Origin of the sequence: Paenibacillus sp. P13VS (genome assembly GCF_015143645.1) — a bacterium.
In the GTDB taxonomy this organism is placed as follows: Bacteria; Bacillota; Bacilli; order Paenibacillales; family Paenibacillaceae; genus Paenibacillus; species Paenibacillus xylanilyticus_A.
On record NZ_WYEV01000016.1, the window covers coordinates 1 to 24911 of the forward strand.

A 24911-nucleotide genomic window follows, 5' to 3' on the forward strand; every position below is an offset into this window, starting at 1 on the left:
ACAGAGGCTTGTTTTCCAAAGAATCGACGCTTTTTTCGAATGACAGAACAGATGCCTAATTGTTTCATTAATCGGTACACCTTTTTGTGGTTGACTCGAAGGCCTTCCCGTCGTAAAGCAACGGTCATTCGAAGATAGCCAAAGTAAGGATGCACGCGATGAATGGCAAGCAAATGGGATTCTAGTTCATGTTCTTTGTGTCTACGCTCTTTTGCGGCTGCTATGCTTTTTCTCCACTTGTAATAGCCCGAGCGGGAAACCGCAGCTAACTTCAAGAGCCAAGCCAGACCAAGGCGTGCTCTCAGGTCCTCAATGATTTGAAATCTGGCTGCTTTACTCGTCACTCCTTGTGTAGATTTGGATACTGCTTTTTTAAGTATTCAATCTCCGCCCGCAAATACGCCATCTCTTCTTCCATACTGGAAAACTTGGTTCTAGGGCGTCCCCGTTTGGGTGTAGCAGGTTCTAGACTCATTCCCTGTTTCGCTTTGGCTGCCCACACTTGTACCTGAGATTTATTTTGAATATCTAAACGCGTCGCTACTTCACGTATACTCATATGTTCTTCGTTGACCAGCCGGACGGCCTCCAATTTCAACTCCAAGGAGTACCGCCGGTATGTTTGTCCTTTTTTAGCCATGAAAAAATCCCCTTCGTTCACATGATTAAGTTCATCTTAACAGATGTCTTTTTTCTCATGTCTACTAAAAGGGGATAATACCTGCTAGGCGACTTATCATGCAAACATATTTACTATTTCTGTGCGTATATATTGCTTGTCATGTTTAATGAGCGTTACTGGTTGCTGCGCCAGGTGCTGGTGCTCTATGCAAAGCTACACGTACACAGGTTATTCCCCATGTAACCAGTGCAATCAACATAAGGTTAATCACGATTGAACTCACTGGCGCTCCGCTATAGATGAGTCGGACGTATCCCCGAACAGCGTTGGATGCGGGCAGGAAATCCCCGATGTGACGATAGAATGGTGTGAGCATTTCGGTTGCGATAATGTTGCCAGCTGTCATGAGCTGGAAAGGAATCATGGCTACGTTAAACAGTGCTCCCAATCCACCAAATAGTACAAATGACATTTGAGTCAGGCATACGCAGGCAATATATACGAGAATATGGAATCCCCACATTTGCCAGAAGGAAGCGACAGGTGTGACAAACAGCATGGCTACAGTCGTTATAATGAGAGGCGCTACGATACACACCATCAATAACAGAAGCTGTCTGGCCCAGAAAATGTTCCATCGGTCGTACTTGTGGCTAAGGATCATGGTTGACAGATTCAATTGAATATTCATGGTCATCACTGCGATATATGTGATAAATCCAAGGATCATAGGCAGCATGCTGAGTGCAAAATTGGTGATGTTGTTAGACTTGACCACATTTGTCGTGACCACTTCTTTTTGAACGATTCCTGTTAGCTGAGCGCCTACGCTGGCAGATATCCCTTCAGCCGAACCCTCCAGTATGGATCTGGAAACTTCCGAAGCGGCCTGATTCACATAATACGTTAATTGCCCCTCCCCTTTGTCCAGATTCGCAGCGAACTCGGCAGGAATGCTTACAATCATGCCAATATCCCCATCATTCATGACTTGCTCCGCTTCTTTAAGAGATGCATAGTTCTCTGTTTGGAAAGGGACTGTTTCCTGAATGATCTTTTCTATTTGCTGTCCATTCTCGCCGTCCGAGTTAATAATACCTATTTTAAGTTGGTCCACTCGTTCCGTTGCTCCGTTGTATCCCGTTAACCAGACAATGGTGAATATCAATGGAACAACCAAAGCAAAGACCAATCCGATCTTGGTTTGCAGAATCTTCATAAAATCCTTTAGTACTGAAAAAACAGACATGTATTTCTCTCCTTCTTGGATATGGCTCCAATTTCAAATTAATAGGCTAACATATAATAGGCTGTGCATGTATATCTGCAAAAAAAGTCAGCTGACGAATCAGCTGGAGATTCCTTCATAAATTTTGTTGAGCAGTACGGCAAGTTGTTCTGCCCCTTCCGGGGTAATTAACTCTCTCAAGGACTGATCCATATCATTTATCAGGGGAACTACCTGTAAATAAAGCTCTTTCCCTTCCTCGGAAAGCCGCAGCAGGATGGCTCGCCGATCCACAGGATCGGTGCTTCGAATAATAAGATCCTTATGTTCCAACCGCTCCAATGTCTTGCCGACACTCGTTTGATCCTTCCCATGAAGTTCGGATAACTTTTTCTGTGTAATGCCTTCGTTCTGATACAGTTGTTCAAGCATCCCGAATTGTTCAGGGGTAATGCCGTAATCCTGCAGCAGATGGGTAACTCTTTTTTTGTGGACAAAGTACGTTCTGGATAATAACAATCCAATGGGATCTTTCTCTTGATGAGTTGACATCAGGTTAAGCCCTCCCTGAAATACTAGCATAGCCTATTAATATACTTTAAGAAGAATATCCCTAATTTGAACCTTTGTCAATCTAATGTTTCTGAGTCCTACGCCCTACTCGGTTAAAATGAAAAAGCCGCCATAAAGGCGGCTACGCTGTTCTTGGGTTGAACAGAGATCAGATATTTTACTCGAAGCGATACGTCCAGAATGCTTCTCTGCCGAATCTGCACTGGATTTCTTCATCATCCAATTTCCGGTTACCGACAAGCTCTGCAGCCTGAAATTGCGAACGGTGAGCCTGAATGGCTCCCATTTTTTGCTCCAGATATCCCCTTACATCAACATGTACATCTGGCTTTCCGATGGCTTGCTCATGGTTTTTGGAGAAAGCAACACAATATACGATGGGCCTCTCTTCTGCCGGCAGCCGGGAAATCGTCCGTATGACTGCAGCACCCGTAGCATCATGATCGGGATGCACGCTATAACCTGGATAAAAGGTAAAAACGATGGTTGGTTTGAGTTCCTCTATCAAATCCATGATGCGGCTATCAAGCAGATGTGCATCCTCGAATTCGATCATTTTGTCGTGAAAACCAAGCATTCTCAAATCCTGAATACCAATCGCCTGAGCAGACTCTTCGAGTTCCACCTTGCGGATCCAAGGCAGAGTGACCCTGTTCGCAAATGGCGGAATGCCCATATTGCGCCCCATCTCGCCTAAAGTCAGGCAGGCATACGTAACGTATGCACCGCCATCAATATATTTTGCGAGCGTTCCGGCAACGGAAAAAGCCTCGTCGTCAGGATGGGGATATATTACTAAAATGCGTTCATTTTCGTGTGATTTATTGTTCATGCTGTTTCGATCCTCCGCTTCCATCAGAAACTCTCCCGACTAAGTTGAAAGGCCACAACCAATTTTCCCTGGCTGTCATGACCAGCCAAAATCAATCGATCCTTTTCATTTTCATCAATATGGGTAAGGCCTTCCGCATAAACCCAACCCGTCGTCGTTTTTAAGCCTACCCGGTATGGGTTCGTGCCTGAAATGGATCCCTGTGTGTACCGAATGTTTGCATTCGAAATGAAAGCCGAGGCAGGGTGACGTGTGCTATCGTAGTGATTGGCGTACGCACCTGTCGTCATTTCGAGGTGTAAGTATAGATCCTGATCAATGAAACCATTGAGCCGGGCTTGGACATCTTGAGGTTGTATAAGTTGCATAGTGATCTCCTTATGTGGTCTGAAAGATAAATACTTCATCCATTTTACCATATGTCCATGGGTAAATAACAATTCGTAATCACCTAACCGCTTACATGCATCAGTGAGCACCAATATGTCCTCTAAATGAGCGTCTAAGTGACTAGGTTTATTCCATTCCTTAAGCTGTATACGCATCAAATTCCGCAGTGAAGGTAATTGTGGTCCCACGCTCCGTCAGATCTTCCGCTTCAATAGCAATCTCACCATTCATTAACTGTACAATTCGATGACATATCGCTAATCCGAGACCTGTACCTTCTGTCCTGCGAGTAACACTGTTATCCACTCGGTGAAATGGAATAAACAGCTGACTACGTTTATCCTGAGGAATTCCAATCCCTGTATCCCTGACCGTAAAATGAAGCCGGACCTTACCAGCATTTGTGGAGAGCAGTCTGGCCACCAAGGAAATGTCGCCTTCATCCGTGAATTTCACTGCGTTTCCCAGCAGATTAAGAATCACCTGTCTGAATCTTCCATCATCCCCTATCAGAATCTCTGGAATATCCGGATCAATGGAAAGGTGGACTTGCAGTTTCTTATTCAAAATTCCAACACGAAGAATATCCAGCGTATCCGTTACGGCTTCTCTGATGCTAAAGGCTTCCTTAAGAAGCTGTTCATGATTTGATTCCAATTTGCTATAATCCAGAACATCATTGACAATACGCAGCAGAGACTTCCCGCTTTTTTTCAGTGTGGCCACATATTCCTTCTGCTTGTCGGTAAGATTGGTTGCAGCCAACAGATCCGTGATTCCCAACACACCATTCATCGGGGTCCGAATCTCGTGATTCATGGTGGTTATAAACTCGCTCTTCACCTGATTGGCCATTTCCATGGCTTCCTTCTCGATCAAGAGATGCTTCTGTTCGTTAAGCAATCTTCTCTGTACTGAAAGGGAAGGGAATACGATCTCGTCCGAAGACAGATGACTATATAAGGGTGATTTCACAAATTCCACGTCAGTCATCATATATTCATGCTCTCTCATCATCTTAAGCTGCAAGGACGAAGAAATGGTAGTTGAGTTATATGCGCATACAGATACCATCCCGTATTCACGGACTACATTGCAAGTTTCTCGCTCATAATCCACCAAATTCCCCTGGATCTTGTCTTCGCTATGCTCCCCCCACGTCATTACATTGGCCCACGTACGAATGGACATGTTAGTCTCTTGTACCGTCCCCATCACCTGATGAAAATGAGTGAGAATGTGCTGAAAACTAAAATCCCCCCGTGAACCGTAATAATCCACGTTGTTAGCATAATGAAGATACTGAAGCTGGTCACTGGAAATAACATCGTTGAGCTTGTTATAAATATCAAGATATGTGTCCGCTTCTTCTATCAATAAGATGTGATGACCTTGATCTATACCCGTTAGAATATAGGATACCGCATTATCAACATAACGATCGAAATCCTCGAACAAATAAATGATATGGCCTCCGTCCGTGACACTGGTCAACGAATTTAACGGTACTGCTTGTTTGTTCATATAAGGACTCCTCGGATCTTGCTTTTATTTTCTACTATAAAGCATATATATTCATACGTCACATTTATTATGGAAAAAATACGAAACTGTCGACACCATCGAAAAAAGCCGCCATTTCGGCGACTTGTATCGTAAACGATGTATCTGGTATCTATTTTGTTTATGGAACAATTATACGTCTTTCAGTGACACGATCTGGACTATCCTCCAAACTCGCTCTTCAATTGGATTAGCTTCTCTAAATGAGGCTTAATGGCTCTCTGAGTAAGATCCTTAATCTGCTCTTTGTCTGAAAATTCTCCCCACTCCATCGTGTAAACAGCCTTTTCCTTGAACTCCTGCAGGGTATCATCCAGGGCTCTCAGCTCTTTGGCCATGGAATGGAGCATTTCTTTTGTTTTCGGTGAAATCTGTTTGGGTTTATCTTTCCAATAGCTGTAACTAATCTCGTACATGGGCATAAAGACACCTGCTTGCGAAGTAAGAAGATACAGCTCCTCCTGCTTCTTTGAATTCATAACTGTTTGATTAACCATGAATTGAGGATTAACATCATTCACATAACTATCACTAAACTGAATAAGCGTTCGAAGATAGTAATCAGCTTCGTCTGCTTGGCTCTTGGCCAGTTCGATGAGTTTCTGCACCTTAGCAGGATCTTCCTCGTCGGTTACTTTACTAATTTTCTCGAGTGATTCCGCCAATGGGATATAGGAATGTCCTTCTCTCAACAGCGTCAAAAAGCCACTATCATTCTTGGTTTGATACAGTTTTTTAAAATTTTCTGTCTTTTCTCTCGCCGCATGGAGTTGATAGTTGTAGAACCCCATAAGGATTAGAAGAACGACTAGGCATATCCAGACCAACTTGGAATTTTTCTTCATCCTATCATCATCTGCCGTTTCTAGACATATTACATGCCGAAATAAATATCGTTATTGCGTTACTTGTCATTCATGGTCACCACTAACGTTCGGGGTGTATCGTTCTTAACGACGATGGAATAGCGACCCTCATTAAAGTTAAAACTTTTACTTTCCAACGTTTCCACATCAATATCCTTATAACTCGCCAGGATTTGATCAATGGTTTCCTCACTAACATTAAGCGCATGTAACATCAGAACAGGATATTCAAGATCTGCACCAATATAATAAATCTCGTTTAAAGTCCCATCCTCTTTGATTTCAAAATGCATCTTGTTCGAATATTGATTCGCATCATTAATCATTGCTGGGTCGGATACCGTAATAATCGTGCCTTGTCCATCGTAAAAGGTTGTTCTTTTGAAATCCAGGCCTTCCGTCGAAATCGGCTGAAGGAACTCCATGTCTTGGTTTTGACTGACAAGGTTGTTGAATGTGGAGATGAACTCCTTCAGTTCTCCTTCCGGGTTATACTTTTTCTCTTCGGCCTTGGGCGCCTCAAACAGCTTTTTCTGAGATTTGAACAGAACCTGATCCTCTTTGGAAAATTCGATTCGCACCGTTGCGCCTCGTTCAATTCCATCTTGTCCATTATAAATCCATACATCATAGGGATTATTGGCTTCTTTCTCAGCGGGCTGACCCGCCAATTCTTCTACTTCCTGCTGGCTCATACCTTCCTGAATCTGCTTGTACACTTCCGGGGTTACCCCCTTCTGCCCTCCGCAAGCAACAAGTAATCCTATAAGCATAAATGTTAATAAAGGGTAATGCCATTTCTTCAACTCAATCTTCCTCTCTCTCATATGTATAAATCCTAATTTTCTCTCATGAAGAAACTTTTGTATATAGATTTAAACCTTTTTGGGCCATTTGACACGTATATGCCTAACCGAAAAACAAGAAGAGATTCATCATTTAATTTCTCTTTTTTCTTCGGTTTCGACTTTGTATGATTAACGATAGCTCTACAAATGTACTTATAGAAGACAAACATGAATTCAACAACTATTTAGAACAAGTACCGGAAGGAGATTTCCCGATTTGAAAGCTTTTATTCAATTGCTGCATTTCGGCTATCATCAAGCGATGAGCTGCATTTTCCCTGTGGCCATCTTCGGAACCCTAGCCATTACCAGCGTAATCGAGGTTCCATTCTTTTATCGTTACGACGCCATTCTACTGATCTTGCTTGGTGTTCAATATCTCATGTACCGAAGTGGGTTGGAGACCCGGGATGAAATTAAAGTCATATGTGTGTTTCATATTATTGGCCTGGTTCTTGAACTGTACAAAGTAAGCATGGGTTCATGGGCATATCCAGAGCCTGGATTCACCAAAGTATTTGGAGTGCCGCTATACAGCGGCTTCATGTATGCGAGTGTGGCAAGTTTCATGTGCCAGATCTGGCGCAGATTACGCATGGACATGACTGGATGGCCAGGTTTCGTACCCTCCTTTCTCCTCGGAGGCGCCATCTATCTCAATTTCTTCACCCACCATTTCATTCCTGATTTTCGTTGGTGGCTGACGGCTTTGGTCTTTATCGTTTTTTGGAAAACATGGATCATCTACCGAGTACGGACCAAGACATATCGTATGCCCTTATCGCTCGCTTTTATCATTGTAGGATTCTTTATCTGGGCTGCCGAGAATATTGCTACATTCTTTAATGGCTGGAAATACCCTGACCAGCACGATGCCTGGCAATTGGTTAGTTTCAGCAAAATCAGCTCCTGGTTCCTACTCGTAATCATTAGCGTCATCATTGTCGCCCAGCTTAAATATGTCAAAGCCAATCGAACGAGCACTGGACCCAACTAAGTATAAGACTGATATTAGAAATGGTCTTCTCGTCCAACAATGACTCCATTAGCAAAAATTAGGAGACTCATTCCCATCTGAAACGTATAAGATGGTTAGTCATTCTAGTCGAAAGGAGATGTTGATGGATGAAACGACATTCTTGGCTCGCTGTGTTCATGTTGTTGTCTATCATTTTAATGATGACAGGGTGTCTTCAAACCGAGGCAGATACCAAGCAACCTGTACCTAATGAAATTGCGATGACACCTATACAAGAGGCCACCATTGCAGCTGAAGTCTTTAAGACAAAAGAATATACGATCGGCGAGGTCCCGGAATCGCCCTTACCTGAAGATGCCCTTCTGGAGCGGTATGCTGAGATGGAGCCCTACTATGCTGAACGTTATGCAGATAAACCAGTGAATTATAGTTATGTATTGCTGGCTTTGAAAGCTGCAGAGATTCAACAAGCTTCACTTCAACCCGAAAACATGAAGTTCACTGTGTATCAGGAGCTCGAAGATTATGTCGATCTGGACTACACGATGGATCTGGTATTGGATCAGCAAAACGGAAATCTGGAACGCGTTCCATTGGAGGGGCGACTTTCCCTTGTAAACAAAGATGGTAAATGGCTAATACAAGCTGATGATTTTGACAGCAAAGCTTTCCTAAAGCTTATTCCTCAATAACAACAACTCTAACGGTTTCCGCCCGGAAGTTGAAATAACAGGTATTAAAAAAAGGCTCCCATTAAGGGAGCCTCCTTTTTATTAGAATCTTATTTAGCCAGGTATCCGCCATCTACGAAGACGGTTGTTCCTGTAACGAAATCATTTTCAGCCAGGAATACGACGGCATGTGCAATTTCTTCCGGATTGCCCAGACGTCCAAGTGGATGTTTGGCAACCAGGCTATCATAGAACTCACCAAGAGCTTCTTTGTTAACCATGCCACTTTCCACAAATCCAGGAGCAACTGCGTTGACGCGGATGTTACGGTCAGCATACTCCAGCGCGAGTGATTTCGTAATTTGGTTGACTGCACCTTTACTAGCCGCATACGGCATCGATGTTGGTTCACCAACGGAACCCAGGATCGAGGAAGTGCTGATTACAGATCCTCCGCCCGTTTTCAGCATTTCACGGATCGCATATTTCGCACCGTAGAAGACGCCGTCCTGATTGATTGCAATGACACGTTTGTATTCTTCGTCCGTTAATTCATGCGAAGGTTTTTGAACACCAATACCTGCATTATTGAAAATGACATCCAGTTTACCAAACTGCTTCACTGTCTCTGTAACCAGGTTTTCAACTTGTTTTTCGTCGGCAACATTAACTTTGATGAACACGACATTATCACTATATGTTTGTTTTAATTCCTGCTCGGCAGCTTTGCCGTGCTCTTCATTGTAATCTGCAATAACAACTTTGGATCCTTTATCCAAGAAGGCTTTTATTGTAGCCAAACCAATTCCGGAAGCTCCGCCTGTAATGATTGCTACTTTGTCTTTAAGATTAGTCATGGTGATTCCTCCAGTAATTGTTGAATTTTAGACAAAACTAACGTGACTTTATATGTAACCATAATCATATGATTTAGTTAAAACGTAAGTTTTGTCGTTTATTTGACACAATTAATCGTACTCCTGTTAATGAGTATTGTCAAGCTACTATATATTTACCAGTTAACATGCCGAGTAATATTAAGCGGAAATATGGAAGCAACTCAGCAATTACACTTCATCCCACTACGGTCGTTAGTGTGTTCCAATTTTCAGGGATTATGTACCCCGCACGGGCGGGTTGTCTTTTTTTCTGTTACAATATGAAGCGGAAAGGAGTGAAACACATGTTAGATTCAATTGATAGTCATATTTTACGAAGACTGGCTCAAAACAGCCGTATATCCTATACCGATTTGGCTAAAGAGGTTGGATTGTCTGGTGTTGCCGTCAAAGAGCGCATAGACCGGCTTGTCAATCAAGGAATCATTGAACAGTTCTCCATTGTAATCAGCGCTGAAAAGCTCGGCAAAAAGATATCGGCCTATTTGGAGCTTGAAGTGGAGCCTGCATATTTGAATGAGATCATAGAAGCGTTGAAACAAAATGATAAAGTTGCTGTGTTATACGAAATGACCGGTCCCTGCATCCTCCATATACATATTCTAGTCGAGAGCATTGAAGAGATGGAACAATTCATGAACAAATCCATCTACTCGCTGAGAGGTATCGTCCGTGCTGAAACACAGATTCTGATGAAACGACACAAAAATCAGGATGGATTGAATATATAAAAAAACAAGAACCGTCAGGCATAAAGACCAACGGTTCTTCTTATGAATATGAAGGAATTATTGCTTTATGAAATGAGTTAGTTTGTCTTGGAAAGCTTGGCTTGGTAGAAATCGACGAAATACTCACTTACCTCAGCTGACTTCTGGACATTTAATTGAATAGGAGCAATCAATCTAATGGTTCCTCCATTGAATGAAGCCTTCGTTTCTCCAAGTTTCGCTGACAGTGTATTGCCATTATACAGGATGGATACCCTTTTCGATTTTGGCTCCCATTCGATCTTGGCGCCAAATTGTTCAAAGCTGCTGCGTAATGGTGTCATATTTCGTTCAGCTTCTCCAAACAACTTTTTGTCAATAATCGCATGAACTCCACAGTTCCCATCGACTACCTGTGTAACTCCAAAATCGGTAGTTACCGACATTAAAGAGTATGCCTCGTCTTCGGTTAGTTCCATGCCTCTCATTAGAAAAGCCTTGGTTTTATGCGCAGCATCTTTCATCGCCTTATCGAGGGAAGACTTTTCGAAGATTTCCTTCTGGGCATCCTCACCCAGTTCCTCAAGATAGTTGGCGTAGCTGAAACCATGGACCACCCACTCGTTCTCATTTTCCAGCAATGGGAAGTTTAACGACTTTAATTTGTTATCCAGCTTATCCTTTTTATGAAGAATAATCTGAACATCACCAGTTACAGAAGTTTCAATGGCTGTTCCATTTAACTCAGAGTCTCCTTGTCCTGCGTGTGGATCACCGATCGACAGCAGTGCTCCCGGAACAGAAACCGGATAGTACATGGTTGCTCCTTCGGTAACACGCCAGTCATCGATATTTCCGCCATAATAGGAAGGTGGAACCGAACCAACGATATCTGCTTCCTTTGGAGCTACGCTCATGGTACCAAAATGGAGCCTTACAGGCACTCGAACGTCTTTCAGAACATTGTGATTTTCCTTCACCGTTGTATGATCAACCACAACACCAGGATAATCAATTGTAGGATGCACATTTCCATCCGGATCGGTTTGAGGCGTCCATCTGTAGCTATATAGTGCCTTGGCGTAATCCGTACCGCCTTCTGAATCCATTTCGTATATTGTCACAACCTCCCGTGTCACCGGTTCTTCTTCCATCTCTCCATATAGTAATCCCCAGTTTGCCGCCACGTTGGAACCATATGTTTTGCCTGCATATTCGCCGTTGCCATTAGGACGAAGTTTCATATCCAAAATCTTCACTTCCAGCACATCTCCCGGTTCTGCTCCTTCAACCGCGATTGGGCCTGTCATGATATGTACTCCCGGACCACGATCTGCTTCCGTCTTCTCGGATTCGGTCCAATGAAAAATGTCTTCGACGCCAGCGTCACCTTTGATCATTCGTTCATAGTCGTCGCCGGAATGGTGAGTAATCGCATCCACCGTAACGATATCCCCGGAGTTGACGGTGAGTACTGCTTCACCCTTGCCGATATTGCCCCACCGGACATTTTCGGAATTTGCCTTCAGAACATGTGTCTTTGGCTTAACAGACACTTGATCGATGTCAGCATTAACTACATTTACACCTGATATAAGCAGTGAACCAATGGATAAAGCAGCGAAAACCTTCCATTTCAATCGATTCCCCATTCATAACTCCTCCTGTCAACTTACCATGTTATATTATCTAACTTGTTATGAATCGAAGTATAACAGACAATTTCGGAGTTAACAATATAAAGTTTTAAGCGTTTTTCAATTTATTTTCTTAATATAAACAGTGTAAATATATTAATAATATTAACTTTTACAAATCTATCAGAGATTCTATGGTCTATTAACACAATAAAAGAAGTCGCCACTTGGGCGACTTCTTAAGCGTCTCATATTACATCGTGTTCAATTTGGACAGACCACTTTTCCCCCTCTTCTAAATGAAGCAGGAATGCACCGTCCCCCATGGAGATTGATTTAAAATTCTTATTTCCGTGCTGTTTACACAAAGAGATATCGATCCAGTCAGGGAGCTGAACTTTCGAGGATATTCGCCGAGTGGCAGCTATCTCGGCTTGAAATGTCCCTGACTTGCGGTCCCATGCTAGTGACAGAACGCCTCCGGGTATACGCCAATTGTGCAGCTCTCCACGCAGCATTCTGGCAGGTAGTGCCGGAAGCAGCTTGATCCGCTGAGGCAAGACCTGAAGCAGCATTTCCTGTACGGCATTAACCCAGCCCATATTCGCATCCAACTGAACTGGAGCTGCATCTAACGTCAGGCAAATTCCCATATTACGCCAATCGTTATGGAGTGTGAATCCGTTAGATAGAACACAGGAACGGGCAAGATGATCCAGGCTGCACAGAGCCCGTTCTCCGTCGCCCAGCCGGGCATAGATTGAAGACATATGAGCCAGGGACCACCCACTCTGTGCTCTAAGTTTCCGCTGGTGTACTGCTTTCTCGAAGGCTTCATATAGTAGTGGCTCCTCTTCCCTACTGACTTCCTGTCCAGGAAAAATAGGGTATAGATGGGACAGATGTCGATGATCTTGTCGATCCTCAAACGCAGGATGAAGCCATTCCTTGACAGCTCCCTCCTTATTCAACATGTAGGAAGGCAGTCGTTCAAGTATGCCTTCCCACTCTGGTATTTTACTGCTTATAACACCGAGTATCCGACTCGCTTGTATGGTATGCTGCAATAATTCCTTGATGATGGCGACGTCCATTGTCGCATTAATGGCTGTAGGCATGGGATGTGCGAGCTGTTTACCATCCTGAGGCATGAAATTCTGCGGTGTGTTCTCGGGTGAAACGGACGGATATATCATATACATGCCCTCTTCGTCCAGCACCAGAAAATCTTCATAGAACTGTAATGCCTCTCTCATAAAGGGCAGCGCCTGCTCACGCAGAAATTGCATATCACCGGTATACCAAAAATGCTCATAATAATGTCTGGCCAGCCACCCGGCTGCTCCGGTCCAGTTCATGATTACAGGAACAATCTGATTAGGGATGCCTATACCGGGCGTAGTTCCAGCAGGGATGTAGATCCCGCGACAGCCATAGAGCTTGCGTGCATTTTCCTTGAAGACATCCATCAAACCAGTATAATACCGAAATAAAGACTGGTTCATGTCGGATAATCCGCCAACCGCAGAATGCCAATACATCATCTGAACATTTTCATTCGCCATGTGATGACCCCAGATTAATCGGTAATCTCCTCCCCACAGCCCGTAAAGCCCAAAAGGCATATTGCCTTCCTCAGAGGTTCCGCTAATGAATAGATATCGACCATACGCCCACATCTTCCGAATCAATCCCAAGGGAGCTTCGCCTTCATAGGCATCTAACAGAAGCTCTTCATTACTGCGCCCGTCATCAGCCGTATCATCCAAATCAAGCTCTGCGGAGTGAAACAAGGGCTGATGAAGCTCCTTATGTCTGGATCGTATTGAATTATAATCAGCCTCTAGTCCTGCCAGCTCCTGCTTCAGCCGTACCCATTCCTCTTCTCGCTTGCCTGTAACAAACATTTTCACGAGAACGAGCACATCGCCCGACGTTTCAAACGGGATTGCTGCGTGAATTGCTTGTTTTCCGCTGTCATTTCGCTGTTCTTTGTCTGAAATGTCAACCCCTTTTCCCGGGAAATGTAATGCCATACGGGAAGCCATCATTCCAGCCCCAAGTTCATCTCCCACACAGATTAGCCGCATGACAGCGCCATAATCCTGCCCATCGTCATTTCTGCCACCATAAAAAACATATTGCTCATCTTCATCCGTTCTGGCCGTAACGGACATTTTCAATTCCTTAAACTCTTCATCATCCCGCTCAGGTTCACCCGGCGGAAATTGAAAACCCACACTTCCCGTTATGACTGGCTTTCTTCCGGTTTCCCGTACCTGTACCGAATCGCTCCTGCTCAGTATTTCAGCGTGTATTCTGTACACAACACAATCATCTGCACGAGAGACAAAAAGACTTCTTGAAATCTGTCGCTCCCCTTCCTCCCAACACACATGAACTTCTCCCGTTTCCATATCCAGTTCCCTGCGATAATGGTGAAAAGCATTGTCACAATGCATGGTGAGTGTCAGTTCAGCCATTGGAAACCGGGAGGAAAGTTTGGATGCATATGCTTCTGCTTGCACGGCACGGGTCAGATGCCAACTTGCCTCCGAAAATTCCCCAGCGTCCATAAGTCTCCGGGTCTCCTGCAATGTGTGACTGACGTCGGGGAGTTCATCTTTTTTTCCCCAATGCCATAGTTCACCATGCTGCAGTAAAATCACTTCTTGATGTATACTACCTCGCACAGAGGCACCCATTTTTCCATTACCGGAAGGAAGCGCCTCCCTCCACATCCCCTTCCACCATGAAGCAGGATACTTGAGAATCATCTTGTTTTTTTCGGGTCTCCCCGCATGAGATCTGTTTGATCTCCTCACGCTTTTGCTCCCCGCATTTCCATTTCAATACTGGCCAGCAGGAATGGCGCTACTCCCATTTGGGCATCGCTGACGATCTGTTCGCTTATATAGTAAGCATAAGAACCGTCACGATATTTCTTGCCTCCAAGTCCAGCCCCATGACAAATGCGGTGCAGGTGTACCCCTTGTTCATCCTCCGTGACCAAGTGACGGAGAATACCGGCATACGCCTGATCAACAACTTTGCGATCCAGTTCAGCCAAATAATGCAGACGCTGACCCTTGGCGAGGGCGTAGGTCAGCATACACGAAGCCGATGCTTCCAAATAGTTGCCTTCCCTGCCGTTCTGGTCCATGACTTGATACCACAGCCCGCTCTCCTGATCCTGGGCACGGGCGATTGCATAGGCCATTCTCTCGAAGATGCCCATGATCTGGCCGCGCTGGGGATGATCCATTGGAAAATGCTCCAATGCATCCACTATAGCCATCGCATACCACCCCATCGCCCTGCCCCAGACATGGAACGATTGACCCGTGTCTTGGTCACACCAGCGCTGTTCCCTGCTCTCATCCCATGCATGATGCAGCAGACCCGTTCGCGGATCCCGGGTCTTCCGCTCAATTAGCAGGATCTGATGCGCGACTTCATCGAAGCTCTCACGGTGATCGAACACACGCCCATACTCGGCCAGAAACGGAGAAGACATATAGATCCCATCAAGCCACATCTGGAATGGATATATTTTTTTGTGCCAGAATCCGCCCTCACTGGTTCGAGGCTGCCCTTTCAGCTGGTCGACCAGTCGCAGGATGGCTTGACGGTATTTCTCATCCCCCGTATGCTTCCACATAAAAAAGAGATTTTTGCCTTCATTGATCATGTCCAGGTTATAATCCTCAAGCTGGTAGTTTCGGATGGTACCATCTTTATCGATCAGGCCGACCATATGATGGAGAACCAGTTCACGATATCGAGATTCACTGTTCCATACCGCCGCACGTTCGAGGGCCAGAAGCGTCATTCCGGCAACGTACCCCCATTTCCCGGCAATTTTGGGGTGATTGCCATCCCGACATTCGGAGACCAGCGTATCCGCAATTTTGGCAGACATTCTGCGATTCTGAGTAGAGTCCTTTGTTAACGTTTCAACCAACGTAATCGCTCCTTTTTCGCTCGCGTTTTATTGCCAAGCCATTCCCGACACCTCAAAGTGTGAACAAACGATCACCTAATCCGATCAGGTCAGGGGGTGCAACCCCTCCCATTGAACGGACCAGCTCCCGTCCTGCGGAAATCCCGGATTGTTCCTGCCTTCCTCACCACTCCATCCGGCAGCCATCATCGCTACTGCAGTTAACAGTCCACCATTCCCAGGCAGATAAGCCCATAATCCTGGCCTTTGATAATTGTGTCCATTGGGCAAATAGGTGTTTTTGGTGGCATCCATCAATAAAAAGTCAATGGCCAGCTCAGGTTCACCCAGCCTCGCAGCTGTCATCGCACACATCGGAAAGTCCCAGCCCCATGCGGATTCCCAATCCCAGCATTCTTTCACTTTAAGAAGAGTATTTTTCATAATTTTGTTGTCAATCAGCGTTCCGGGAAGCAGGCCTAGCGCTCCGAGCATGGAAGGATGATCATGGTTTTTGACCGTAAATGTGTCAGGACAATTCTCGTGCGCAAGATACACTCCATTCTCATGCACAGGACTTGCCATATGAGCCGCAACCTTCTTCCATTCCGGATTCGCAGGCTGCTCCAGCCGCTCTGCCCACATAGCGGCGATTTCCAAGCCGAATTTCCAGTATTCCAGCTCATATGGCGGATTCAGACTTTCACTCATGGCATGATTTTCCTGAGCCGGAATCAACGGCGGACCGAGTACATATGCCTCTTTTTCTGCATCCCAGTGGGCAAAGGAAACCATAAAGTCAGCTGCCTCGAATACGATGTCCTTATACCTTTCCAATACAGCCCTCTCAGGCTCCGCCAAATAACACATCTCGGCAAGTGCCATCGGATGAGGCTGCTGCCAGATTAACCCTGGTGCAACCGGTGAAGGGCTCTGCTCACCGTTATACCCGACCATTTTGGGCCAGCGCGCACCAGCATATTTCTGTGAACGTGCCAGTTCACGAGCCTTGGGCAAAATGGCGATATACCAATCCATACTTTTGCGAAGCAGATGTGTACGATCCCATAGAGGAAAATGTGAGGCATGCCACCAGTGCATTTCCAGATGCATTTTACCGAACCAGCTATTATACATGTAGCCCGTTTCCTGAGGCGGCATGGAGCCGCCACTGTGTATGGCACACAGGAACTGGGACAGTACAATTCGTCGCTCCAGTTCTTCTGCTCGGGGATCTTTACTGCCGGATAGATCCATAGCTGCTCCATTGTTCCAGAATCGCTCCCAGTGGACCGAGCTGGCGTGGAATACGGCCTCAGCTGATTGAACAGATGGGCTCGACGCAGCAAAAGCAACACTGCAAGACCAGCTATCTGAATGCTCCATTGCCTCAGGAATAAGCGTAAACTCATGTGCTCCGGTCTGCTCCAGACTCCCCTTGTCCCAGATCCACCTCACACCATATTCGTCTTCATCCAAGATCCGTTTGAGTGAAGCTGAGATCGAATCCTTCGCCACTAGCTCGGTGCGATGTCTGCTGTCCTGTTCCCAATCAGGAAAAACGGACTTGGACCAGCTTCGATGTGTCATATCCGGACAGGGGAAAATAAGGAACAAATGCAGACGTCCCTTGCGGATTAACTCTGAATGTACACGAATACCGATGCCATCCTTCTCCGGATCACAGGCAGTCTCCACCTGAACCTTGACCCCATTTACGGTGAACTCACTGTAAATTGTACCTGTCCACAGATTTAATTCCTGTCGTACCGGATTCACATGTGACGTATCTGCTTCTTCTCCATCTTCTTTTAGTATCCGAAACGCAAGGCGTCCCAGTTGAAGACGATGCGGATTCTGCCGCAGCCAGTGATACGCCTCTTCTCGGTTCTCAGGTTTCATGGGGTACGCCACCTTCCGTCCATACGTTTCAAACGACTGGTAGACGATATCCTGATCGCTAAATACCTCATGCCCTCCGGTATAATGCCATCCCCAATTGGACTGCGAGCCAAGAGGGATTTCGTATGCTTCCGGAAAAGTCTGAAGGCCGGTAAAATCAGCACTGAACGCAAATTCGCCATTGCCAACAGACAAAGGAGACCTGGGCTCAAGCTGGGTCAATACCGGATGGTTTCGAGTGACAATCGTTTTACGGTTCATGTAAGCTGTTCCTCCTTCTCTTCATTGGATGGGGGACTAGGATTCCAACAAGGAATCCCTGCGGGCCCGCGTCCTCTCTCTGTATTTCCCCGGTGTAATATCCTTGGTTTTCCGGTATACACGGATAAAACTATTCTCATGCTGATATCCCACCATAGAAGCGATTTCAGATATTCTGTAGTCGGTTTCCCTCAGGAGCTCACAAGCCCGGTCCATACGCAGCTTCGTAAAGTAACCAAGAATGGTGTCGTTCATTTCCTGCTTGAACAGCTGACTTGCCAAACTCGAACCGATACCCGCATGCTCAGCAATGTCCTGTATGCTAACCGGGTCTTTCAGATGATCATTCATAAAAGCAATCATCGTTTGGCAGATGATATAGTCCTTCCTGAGCTGCATGCTGTCATACCATGCTGCGAGCACTTCTGCCTCATTACGCAGAAGTGACCATGCAGACTCTAGATTCATCGTCCGCATACCGGAAATCCGGAACCCACAAGCCTCAGGATCCCGTTTCATGTGAATTCGTTCCAGCGTCTCCGCTACAGATTCAAGAAATACTATCGCCGAGGACGGATGCCACCGTTCACTCTTCATTCGGTGAAGTGTTTTTTCCATGAGCCTGATGGCCTCTTCACCACTTCCAGCTTCGATCGTTTCAATCAATTGGGACAGGAGTTCATTTTCCTCTGCACGTACATGTTCTTCGTGACCAGAGATGTCCCTAAACCGTATCACTTGTTCATATCCGCGGTACAACCTGAAATTCAGAGCGCTGTCTGCTTGCTGCATCGCCTGTTGAAGCTCCTTGAATCCATCGTGGTTCTCGCTTATGCCTGCGGAGACCTGGAACTTGAGCAGTTTCGGAATCATTTTCAGCGCTTCATCAATTGATGTGCATGCATCCGTCTCTCTGCTGGGATCAAGCGGTTGCAGCATGATGATGACTCGGTCCCTACCCAGATCTGCAGGAAGGAGACGCCACTCTCCTGACAGCAGTTCTGCAATGATATTGGCAATGGCAAATTTCAGAAGGGATTGATCCGACTTCTTAAACCTTTCGCACCATGCGTGATAATTATCAATAGACAACATAGCCATTGTCAGTGGACGATCACTCCATTCTTTGAAGTATCGATTCCACTTTTCACCAATTTCACGGTAACCCGTCATGTGTCCCGCATAGATATCGGTCAGAAATTTGGAGCATGCTTCAGGAAGTGTTTGTCTGAGATTAATGGCTTGCTGTGCATGGTCGGTCAGCAGTTGTCCTGTTATTTTCTCGAGATCAATCAACTCTGGACTGATACGGTGATGGTCATATCCGCTAAGCAGTTGTCTCATCCGTTTCACCGGTCTCAAGGCTGCTCTGTTATAAAAAGCAATCGTAGCGGCGCCTGCAGCAAGTGCCAACAGGGAAACGAAGAATACAATGTTCCTAATCTTCTGGGCATTGGACAGTAAACTTTCCTGGGAAATAATTGAAAGATAGCGCCAACCTGTATATGGGGACATCGTTTGTGAAGCGAGCAGCACTTGGCCCTCGTGCTTGAACTCACCAAGCTTTTCGCCTTCCAGAGTCGCGAGGACCTGGTCCACCGCTTCCTCTCCTATTGGATAATTTCCAAGATCATATAATGGCTTATTGTTGGCATCCAGAATGAAACGATGATTATCAAGGTCAGAGACAGAAGAGAGAAGCATGTGCTTGAAGATTTGATCCGTTTTGAAATTGATGGCAATGATCCCTTTGAGTTGACCCGCCAGCATAATCTTGCGATAAAGTGTGATCTGGGAGGCAGGAACTCCTGAACCTGCAGCAGTCTCCCGCCGTTTTACCAGCATGGGGCGGTCATTTAATTCAGCAGCCACACCCACCCAGCCCGAATCGGGAAAATTAACTTTGCTTGAACTATATCCCTGGGGAAAAGCGACCATGCTTTCCCTTTCCACATCATAAATGTAAGCGCTTTTAATAAAAGGAGTACTGCTCGTCAAGGTTTCAAGATACTGTACCAATTCGGTGATATTGCGGTATGACCCCTGCACCTCACTCGTGAGAAATTTAAACACATGGTTATTCAGTGCAATTTTCACAGCGATCTGGTCGCTTTCTCGTATCACTTCATCAATATCATTCATGCTGATGCGCAGCATCTGGTGCTGCGGTTCACTGAGCTCTTGTTGTAATACCGACTTGGCCGAATAATACGTTGTCATGCCTACTGCGATAATAATTGTGAAGACTACAATGGTCAAAATAAGCAGCAGCCGGGTCTGGGAATTGGTGAAATTGAATTTTAACCACTTCAAAAAGGAAAGGGTCACTGATATCTCCCACCTTATGTGCAATATACCGCAATTATACAGTTTCGACCTGCCCGGTGCGACCCGGCCTTACTGCCTATTTTGACTTCTTCAAGCATTTTGATCTCACACTTGCCCGCTGTTCTGACTGTATTCACCATCATTTAATATAATTAAATGTTCACGCACTTATTGCACTTTCACTTTTTCACCTTCTCATACCATTCCTGGACCCGCTGGGTGACCACTTCGCCTCCTGAGGCATTCCACTTTTTCACGTATTCATCATAAGCCTCCAGAGGCAGCTCACCAATAACGATCTTGGTCAACACTTCCTGAAACAGCTTATGTGACTGAATATCAGGAAACCCTTCATACACGGAAGCCGGGAGACCATCACCCGCAATTTGCCGGGCATCGGCTGTGCTCACAACGAACATATCTTTCACCATTTGCTGTTGGTCCTCCGGATACGTCTCTTCAATACGTTTGTTCATGTCCTCTGCAGTTGTCAGATTCTTCATTCCCAACGCAAGCGGTTTGTTGTCGGCAGGCGGAAGAATAACTTTGCGTCCGTCTTTGACTTCATGCTGCTCCCCTTCCAGGCCGAAACGGACAAATTCATCATTTTCAGGGTTGTAAAAGAAATCCAGCAACTTCAATGCATTTGGCGCATTATCCTGCTTCACGGCCGGGATCATCCATTCCGGCTCACCCATGCTCTTCTGCGTCACAAACGCCTCGAAGCCTTCGGCTTTGGGCAGCGGCATCGCTGCGATATAAGCATCCGGTGCCTGTGTCTGCATGGCATTAAGTCGATCGCGCACATTCGCCGGCAAGTGGTACCAGCTGCCCACCAGGTTATTGTTAATTTTGGCTTGCCATACTTCCCCTTTGTTCAAAAACGTTTCATTATCGAGCAGTTTTTCTTCATATAACATCCGGATGAATTTAATAGCTTCTCTCATGTTATCCGTTGTCCCCGCATACTGAATCTTGCCGTTGTATTCGTCCCATTCCGGATATCCTTCCCACATGGCGACTCCGTACATGGCAAACAGATGGTCCATCCACCTCCCGAATTCCCTTCCGCTCGTGGGCAGTTCATCTGCTTTGCCATTGCCGTTCGGGTCCTTGTCACGGAAGGCTTTGAGTACTTCAACATATTCATCAACGGTTGCTGGCATTTCCATGCCTACCTTATCCAGCCAATCCTTCCGGATCAAAGGTGCCCGTTCCGGGACGAGGAATACTTTAGGTACATAATAAATTTTGCCGTCGGGAGAAGCTGAGCGAACAATATCCCAAGCTTCCTGGGGGATACTTTCCCAGACATGTGGAGCGTATTCAGGGAGCAAATCATCCAGGGGCAAGGCTCCTCCTTGTTGGATCAGTGTTTGTTCAACGCCTCCGATCGGGCGCAAAATATCCGGCAGCTCATCGGAAGCGATCATCAGGTTCAGATATTCCGAGGGTTCCGAGCCGGGAGGCGTCGTAATCAGCTCGTATTGGACGCCCGTCTTCTCAGCAACATATTTCACGTGTGGATCGTCAGCTGCGGGCATGCTCCCGATGCCCATATGACTCTTGAATACTTTCACAATTGGGAAACCGGAGCTGCCTTCAGCAGAACCACTCCCTGAATCGCTGGTGTTGGAACTGCAGCCGGCGACTACCAGCATGGCCATACTGAGTACGATCGGTACAAACTTCCGGGTCAGTCGTCTTCTCATCGAATCATCCCCTTGATCATGATTTATTCTTTTAGCGATCCAAGCAGCGAACCTTTGACAAAATATTTCTGTAAATAAGGATACACCAATATAATGGGAACGCTTGCAAAAAGAATCGTCGCTGCTTTCAATGTGGTCGTGTTGAAGTCGTAATCATCAAGGAACATATTGACCTGTGCCAACTCTTCCGGACTTGTCAAATAGGCACGCAGCTTCATCTGAAGCGGCCATAGATCAGGATCCCGAACGAAGAGTACGGCGCGTTGGAACGTATTCCAGTATCCTACGGCATAGAACAGGCTGATCGTGGCAAGAACCGGTTTGGACAGCGGCAGATAGATCTGGAACAGGATTCGAAAATCATGGCAGCCATCAATCCGGGCAGTATCATCCAATTCTTTCGGCAAGTTCATGAAGAACGTGCGCAAAATGACCATGTTGAACGTACCGATGACCCCCGGAATAATCAGTGCCCATATGGAATTCATCATACCCAGCTCTCTGACCGTCAGGAAGAAGGGAATCATTGGCGCATTGAAGATCATCGTGATGACAATCCCGAGCATGACCTGTTTGCGGATTAGAAGCTCTTTGCGTGATAACGGAAAGGCGGTCAGCACGGAAAAGAGCATACTCAGCGCTGTCCCTGCTACTGTTATGAATACGGTTACGCCAAACGATTGCCAAAGGCCCGAGCTCTGTAAAATATGTTTCCAGGAAGCCATCGTAAAGCCGACCGGCCACAGGAAAACTTCCTTAGAATCGGCTGCAACTGGCGAACTTAAAGATACAGCAAGCAGGTGAAGCAATGGTAGGATCATGGTTAGGGCAGCTGCTGTCAGGAACACATAATTGGCGACTTGAAAGCATTTTTCACCAAAGGTTTGTTTCATCACCACAACCCCTCCCCTGTCTTTTTGGCCAATCGATTGAAGACCCAGAGCAGGATAAACCCGATGACGGATTGGAACAGTCCAATGGCTGTCGTGACACTATACTGCCCCTGCAGCACACCTGAGCGGTATACATATGTCTCAATAATATCCCCTACCGAATAGGTCATTGGTGTCAGCAGGTTATACACCTGATCGAAACCAAGCTCCAGGAAATTGCCGATATTCAGCAGGAACAGAATCAGGATCGTTGGGAACAACGCGGGCAGCGTAATATAAATTGCCTGTTTCCACTTATTAGCTCCGTCCATAACGGCAGCTTCATACTGGGTCGGATCAACACCGCTGATGGCTGCGAGATAAATAATGGTCCCCCACCCGACTTCCTTCCATATCGAAGATAAGACAACAATGGGCCGGAAATATTGCTCCTGCTGCATATACAGAATGGGCTCGAAGCCAAACCATCCACGGACAGCGTTTACAAAACCACCCGAGGCAAGAACTTCAAAGACGATTCCACCTACAACAACCCAAGAGAGGAAATGCGGTAAATAGAACAGACTTTGCAGGAAACGTTTGGCCAGCATCTTCCGTACCTCATTAAACAGCAGCGCAAGCAGGATGGGAGCTGGAAACCCGACGACCAGCTTGTAGAACGCAATCAGAGCTGTGTTTCGAAGTACATTATAGAAGTCCTGATACGTAAAAATAAACTTAAAGTTATCCAGGCCCACCCATGGGCTGCTCCAGATCCCTTTCATGATCTGAAAATTCTGAAATGCAATGACGCTTCCTCCCAGAGGGATATACTTAAAAATAATGTAAAACAATATACCGGGTAAGATCATGACATACAGCATCCAATGTTTCCTCATGTTTCGCAAATACCCTTCTTTGACGCGTTTGCCCACTGTAACTCCGGGTTGCCGTGCAGGTGTTTCCGTGAGCTCAGCCATACGATCTCGGGCCCCCTTTAACAGTTAATCATGTGATTGATGAGCAGGATCCTCTGTTCAAATCATATGGGCGAGCAGCGGGATCAACAATCGTGCAATCGGCCAAATCATGAACCAATCGCTTACACAGCAAGCTTTTGCAGGATTGGTTCATTCGGTGGAGAATCGGTTGGTACGGGAAAAATCACAAAAAGGCCGCCATATAAGGCGACCTTAGATACGCAGCAGTTATGCTTTTGTTCGGTTTGCATTTCTTATCAGGCTGAGTGCAATTAGTCTCCAATCAGTAGAGCTCCGATGTCGTTTGGATCGTGTATCTCCTTACTCGCAATAAGTATTCCTTCCTCGTTCAATGCCTTTATGTTGAGTGGAGTGCTTGCAGTCGAGGGAAGCAATACAAACCATATGTTTCTTTCAGCCCCCACCTCAACCAATTTAGCTTCAGTAGAAATCTGTGCTCCATTTTCCTTCGTTTCGACCGTTATCCGCTTGATTGCAGGGTTTAGTACATTTCCGAATATGATGGGAAAAGGAGATTCGATATGCTCCAAACGAGGCATACTCATATAGTCCATTGCGGGTGAATTTGAAGAATATTTACTAATCCCGTATCCTCCACCCCATCCCCATTTCCAACCGAAAATCCTCTTTCGTACATATTCTATCTGAAGGTTGCTGGATTCCGAGCTTGCTCTTTGTGTAAATACAATCATACCGCCTTCCACTGGCTCTTCATGGATAATTTGTGATGGTAACTGTTCTGTTCTATACTTTTGAATCGCTATTTCTGGAGTTTTCCCGGTAGGGATATGTATGGTCTCATCCAATCCCAGCAATCTAGACATCCGTTGATCTGAAAATCCACCCGGTCTATCGTTAAGATAGACATAAGATAAAAATGAGGAAATCAAGAGAATAATCACAACTAAAGGTATCCCACTCCGTCGTTTTATTTGAAATTTCAATATCTCCGAACCCCCTTGTGATTTAAAACAACTTATCAGAAAAATAAAACCCTTCTAATATTACCATATTTAACCTCTCGATTTCTGATTTACATATAACAAAAAAACCTTCAAGCACCGTGTCTTGAAG

The 24911-nt window shown here is 45.6% G+C and carries 22 protein-coding genes; 3 read left to right on the forward strand and 19 right to left on the reverse strand.

Annotated elements, in window-relative coordinates; all coding sequences use genetic code 11:
• From GUA98_RS30225 to bamE, 9 genes are all read right to left on the reverse strand, one after another.
• Positions 1-344 (reverse strand): IS3 family transposase (locus GUA98_RS30225; RefSeq protein ID WP_193724899.1); only part of this gene is annotated, 344 nt, incomplete at its 3' end.
• Positions 341-640: a transposase gene (locus tag GUA98_RS26250; protein ID WP_227780137.1), complete on the reverse strand. Its 300-nt coding sequence runs from the start codon at positions 638-640 to the stop codon at positions 341-343. The genes GUA98_RS26250 and GUA98_RS30225, both read right to left, overlap by 4 nt.
• A 145-nt stretch (positions 641-785) precedes the next feature.
• Positions 786-1871, reverse strand: coding sequence for a YhgE/Pip domain-containing protein (locus GUA98_RS26255; RefSeq protein WP_227780138.1), 1086 nt, complete (start codon positions 1869-1871; stop codon positions 786-788).
• 99 nt (positions 1872-1970) lie between these two features.
• Positions 1971-2402, reverse strand: a complete 432-nt coding sequence (locus GUA98_RS26260) for a MarR family winged helix-turn-helix transcriptional regulator (RefSeq protein WP_193724900.1) — start codon at positions 2400-2402, stop codon at positions 1971-1973.
• 178 nt (positions 2403-2580) lie between these two features.
• Entirely contained in the window at positions 2581-3255 is a 675-nt protein-coding gene (gene bshB2, locus GUA98_RS26265; RefSeq protein WP_193724901.1) for a bacillithiol biosynthesis deacetylase BshB2, read from the reverse strand.
• Between the two features lie 23 nt (positions 3256-3278).
• Positions 3279-3623 carry a YojF family protein gene (locus tag GUA98_RS26270; protein WP_193724902.1) on the reverse strand — a complete coding sequence of 115 codons (345 nt, stop codon included), beginning with the start codon at positions 3621-3623 and terminating at the stop codon, positions 3279-3281.
• Positions 3624-3783: 160 nt separating this feature from the next.
• Positions 3784-5169 carry an MEDS domain-containing protein gene (locus GUA98_RS26275; RefSeq protein ID WP_193724903.1) on the reverse strand — a complete coding sequence of 462 codons (1386 nt, stop codon included), beginning with the start codon at positions 5167-5169 and terminating at the stop codon, positions 3784-3786.
• Positions 5170-5369: 200 nt separating this feature from the next.
• Positions 5370-6053, reverse strand: coding sequence for a hypothetical protein (locus GUA98_RS26280; protein ID WP_193724904.1), 684 nt, complete (start codon positions 6051-6053; stop codon positions 5370-5372).
• Positions 6054-6112: 59 nt separating this feature from the next.
• The gene (bamE, locus tag GUA98_RS26285; RefSeq protein ID WP_227780139.1) at positions 6113-6847 is read right to left on the reverse strand and encodes an outer membrane protein assembly factor BamE domain-containing protein; all 735 of its coding nucleotides are present in this window, start codon (positions 6845-6847) and stop codon (positions 6113-6115) included.
• Positions 6848-7139: 292 nt separating this feature from the next.
• Between bamE and GUA98_RS26290 the strand changes: the two genes are divergently transcribed.
• Both GUA98_RS26290 and GUA98_RS26295 read left to right on the forward strand, forming a co-directional pair.
• Positions 7140-7919: a DUF817 domain-containing protein gene (locus GUA98_RS26290; protein WP_193724906.1), complete on the forward strand. Its 780-nt coding sequence runs from the start codon at positions 7140-7142 to the stop codon at positions 7917-7919.
• Positions 7920-8047: 128 nt separating this feature from the next.
• Positions 8048-8593 (forward strand): hypothetical protein, encoded by a 546-nt coding sequence (locus GUA98_RS26295; protein WP_193724907.1) that lies wholly within the window; start codon positions 8048-8050, stop codon positions 8591-8593.
• A gap of 89 nt (positions 8594-8682) precedes the next feature.
• On the opposite strand, the gene GUA98_RS26300 is transcribed toward GUA98_RS26295, so the two are convergent.
• Complete coding sequence (locus GUA98_RS26300) at positions 8683-9429, reverse strand: SDR family NAD(P)-dependent oxidoreductase (protein ID WP_193724908.1); 747 nt, start codon at positions 9427-9429, stop codon at positions 8683-8685.
• A 326-nt stretch (positions 9430-9755) separates the two neighbouring features.
• Between GUA98_RS26300 and GUA98_RS26305 the strand changes: the two genes are divergently transcribed.
• Complete coding sequence (locus tag GUA98_RS26305) at positions 9756-10202, forward strand: Lrp/AsnC family transcriptional regulator (RefSeq protein WP_193724909.1); 447 nt, start codon at positions 9756-9758, stop codon at positions 10200-10202.
• A 77-nt stretch (positions 10203-10279) separates the two neighbouring features.
• Here the strand turns inward: GUA98_RS26305 and GUA98_RS26310 are convergent, their stop codons facing one another.
• The 9 genes from GUA98_RS26310 to GUA98_RS26350 all read right to left on the reverse strand — a co-directional run bounded on the left by GUA98_RS26310 (position 10280) and on the right by GUA98_RS26350 (position 24781).
• Positions 10280-11833, reverse strand: coding sequence for an acetamidase/formamidase family protein (locus GUA98_RS26310; RefSeq protein WP_193724910.1), 1554 nt, complete (start codon positions 11831-11833; stop codon positions 10280-10282).
• Positions 11834-12066: 233 nt separating this feature from the next.
• Positions 12067-14595 carry a glycosyl hydrolase family 95 catalytic domain-containing protein gene (locus tag GUA98_RS26315; protein WP_193724943.1) on the reverse strand — a complete coding sequence of 843 codons (2529 nt, stop codon included), beginning with the start codon at positions 14593-14595 and terminating at the stop codon, positions 12067-12069.
• Between the two features lie 44 nt (positions 14596-14639).
• Complete coding sequence (locus GUA98_RS26320) at positions 14640-15740, reverse strand: glycoside hydrolase family 105 protein (protein WP_193724944.1); 1101 nt, start codon at positions 15738-15740, stop codon at positions 14640-14642.
• 126 nt (positions 15741-15866) lie between these two features.
• Positions 15867-17924 (reverse strand): glycoside hydrolase family 65, encoded by a 2058-nt coding sequence (locus GUA98_RS26325; RefSeq protein ID WP_193724911.1) that lies wholly within the window; start codon positions 17922-17924, stop codon positions 15867-15869.
• Positions 17925-17960: 36 nt separating this feature from the next.
• Positions 17961-20237, reverse strand: coding sequence for a helix-turn-helix domain-containing protein (locus GUA98_RS26330; RefSeq protein ID WP_227780140.1), 2277 nt, complete (start codon positions 20235-20237; stop codon positions 17961-17963).
• Between the two features lie 194 nt (positions 20238-20431).
• Positions 20432-21964: an extracellular solute-binding protein gene (locus GUA98_RS26335; protein WP_193724913.1), complete on the reverse strand. Its 1533-nt coding sequence runs from the start codon at positions 21962-21964 to the stop codon at positions 20432-20434.
• Between the two features lie 23 nt (positions 21965-21987).
• Positions 21988-22857 (reverse strand): carbohydrate ABC transporter permease, encoded by an 870-nt coding sequence (locus tag GUA98_RS26340; protein ID WP_193724945.1) that lies wholly within the window; start codon positions 22855-22857, stop codon positions 21988-21990.
• Positions 22857-23816 (reverse strand): ABC transporter permease, encoded by a 960-nt coding sequence (locus GUA98_RS26345; RefSeq protein ID WP_193724914.1) that lies wholly within the window; start codon positions 23814-23816, stop codon positions 22857-22859. The genes GUA98_RS26340 and GUA98_RS26345 overlap by 1 nt, the downstream gene beginning before the upstream one ends.
• 272 nt (positions 23817-24088) lie before the next feature.
• Entirely contained in the window at positions 24089-24781 is a 693-nt protein-coding gene (locus tag GUA98_RS26350; RefSeq protein ID WP_193724915.1) for a hypothetical protein, read from the reverse strand.
• Between the last annotated feature and the right edge of the window lie 130 nt (positions 24782-24911).

What these genes read in the sequence shown, in the direction of transcription:
- GUA98_RS26250 (WP_227780137.1), bottom strand. Translation starts at nt 640, where the DNA reads ATGGCTAAAAAAGGACAAACATACCGGCGGTACTCCTTGGAGTTGAAA.
- GUA98_RS26255 (WP_227780138.1), bottom strand. Translation starts at nt 1,871, where the DNA reads ATGTCTGTTTTTTCAGTACTAAAGGATTTTATGAAGATTCTGCAAACC.
- GUA98_RS26260 (WP_193724900.1), bottom strand. Translation starts at nt 2,402, where the DNA reads ATGTCAACTCATCAAGAGAAAGATCCCATTGGATTGTTATTATCCAGA.
- bshB2 (WP_193724901.1), bottom strand. Translation starts at nt 3,255, where the DNA reads ATGAACAATAAATCACACGAAAATGAACGCATTTTAGTAATATATCCC.
- GUA98_RS26270 (WP_193724902.1), bottom strand. Translation starts at nt 3,623, where the DNA reads ATGCAACTTATACAACCTCAAGATGTCCAAGCCCGGCTCAATGGTTTC.
- GUA98_RS26275 (WP_193724903.1), bottom strand. Translation starts at nt 5,169, where the DNA reads ATGAACAAACAAGCAGTACCGTTAAATTCGTTGACCAGTGTCACGGAC.
- GUA98_RS26280 (WP_193724904.1), bottom strand. Translation starts at nt 6,053, where the DNA reads ATGAAGAAAAATTCCAAGTTGGTCTGGATATGCCTAGTCGTTCTTCTA.
- bamE (WP_227780139.1), bottom strand. Translation starts at nt 6,847, where the DNA reads ATGCTTATAGGATTACTTGTTGCTTGCGGAGGGCAGAAGGGGGTAACC.
- GUA98_RS26295 (WP_193724907.1), top strand. Translation starts at nt 8,048, where the DNA reads ATGAAACGACATTCTTGGCTCGCTGTGTTCATGTTGTTGTCTATCATT.
- GUA98_RS26300 (WP_193724908.1), bottom strand. Translation starts at nt 9,429, where the DNA reads ATGACTAATCTTAAAGACAAAGTAGCAATCATTACAGGCGGAGCTTCC.
- GUA98_RS26305 (WP_193724909.1), top strand. Translation starts at nt 9,756, where the DNA reads ATGTTAGATTCAATTGATAGTCATATTTTACGAAGACTGGCTCAAAAC.
- GUA98_RS26310 (WP_193724910.1), bottom strand. Translation starts at nt 11,833, where the DNA reads ATGGGGAATCGATTGAAATGGAAGGTTTTCGCTGCTTTATCCATTGGT.
- GUA98_RS26315 (WP_193724943.1), bottom strand. Translation starts at nt 14,595, where the DNA reads ATGATTCTCAAGTATCCTGCTTCATGGTGGAAGGGGATGTGGAGGGAG.
- GUA98_RS26320 (WP_193724944.1), bottom strand. Translation starts at nt 15,740, where the DNA reads ATGTCTGCCAAAATTGCGGATACGCTGGTCTCCGAATGTCGGGATGGC.
- GUA98_RS26325 (WP_193724911.1), bottom strand. Translation starts at nt 17,924, where the DNA reads ATGAACCGTAAAACGATTGTCACTCGAAACCATCCGGTATTGACCCAG.
- GUA98_RS26335 (WP_193724913.1), bottom strand. Translation starts at nt 21,964, where the DNA reads ATGAGAAGACGACTGACCCGGAAGTTTGTACCGATCGTACTCAGTATG.
- GUA98_RS26340 (WP_193724945.1), bottom strand. Translation starts at nt 22,857, where the DNA reads ATGAAACAAACCTTTGGTGAAAAATGCTTTCAAGTCGCCAATTATGTG.
- GUA98_RS26345 (WP_193724914.1), bottom strand. Translation starts at nt 23,816, where the DNA reads ATGGCTGAGCTCACGGAAACACCTGCACGGCAACCCGGAGTTACAGTG.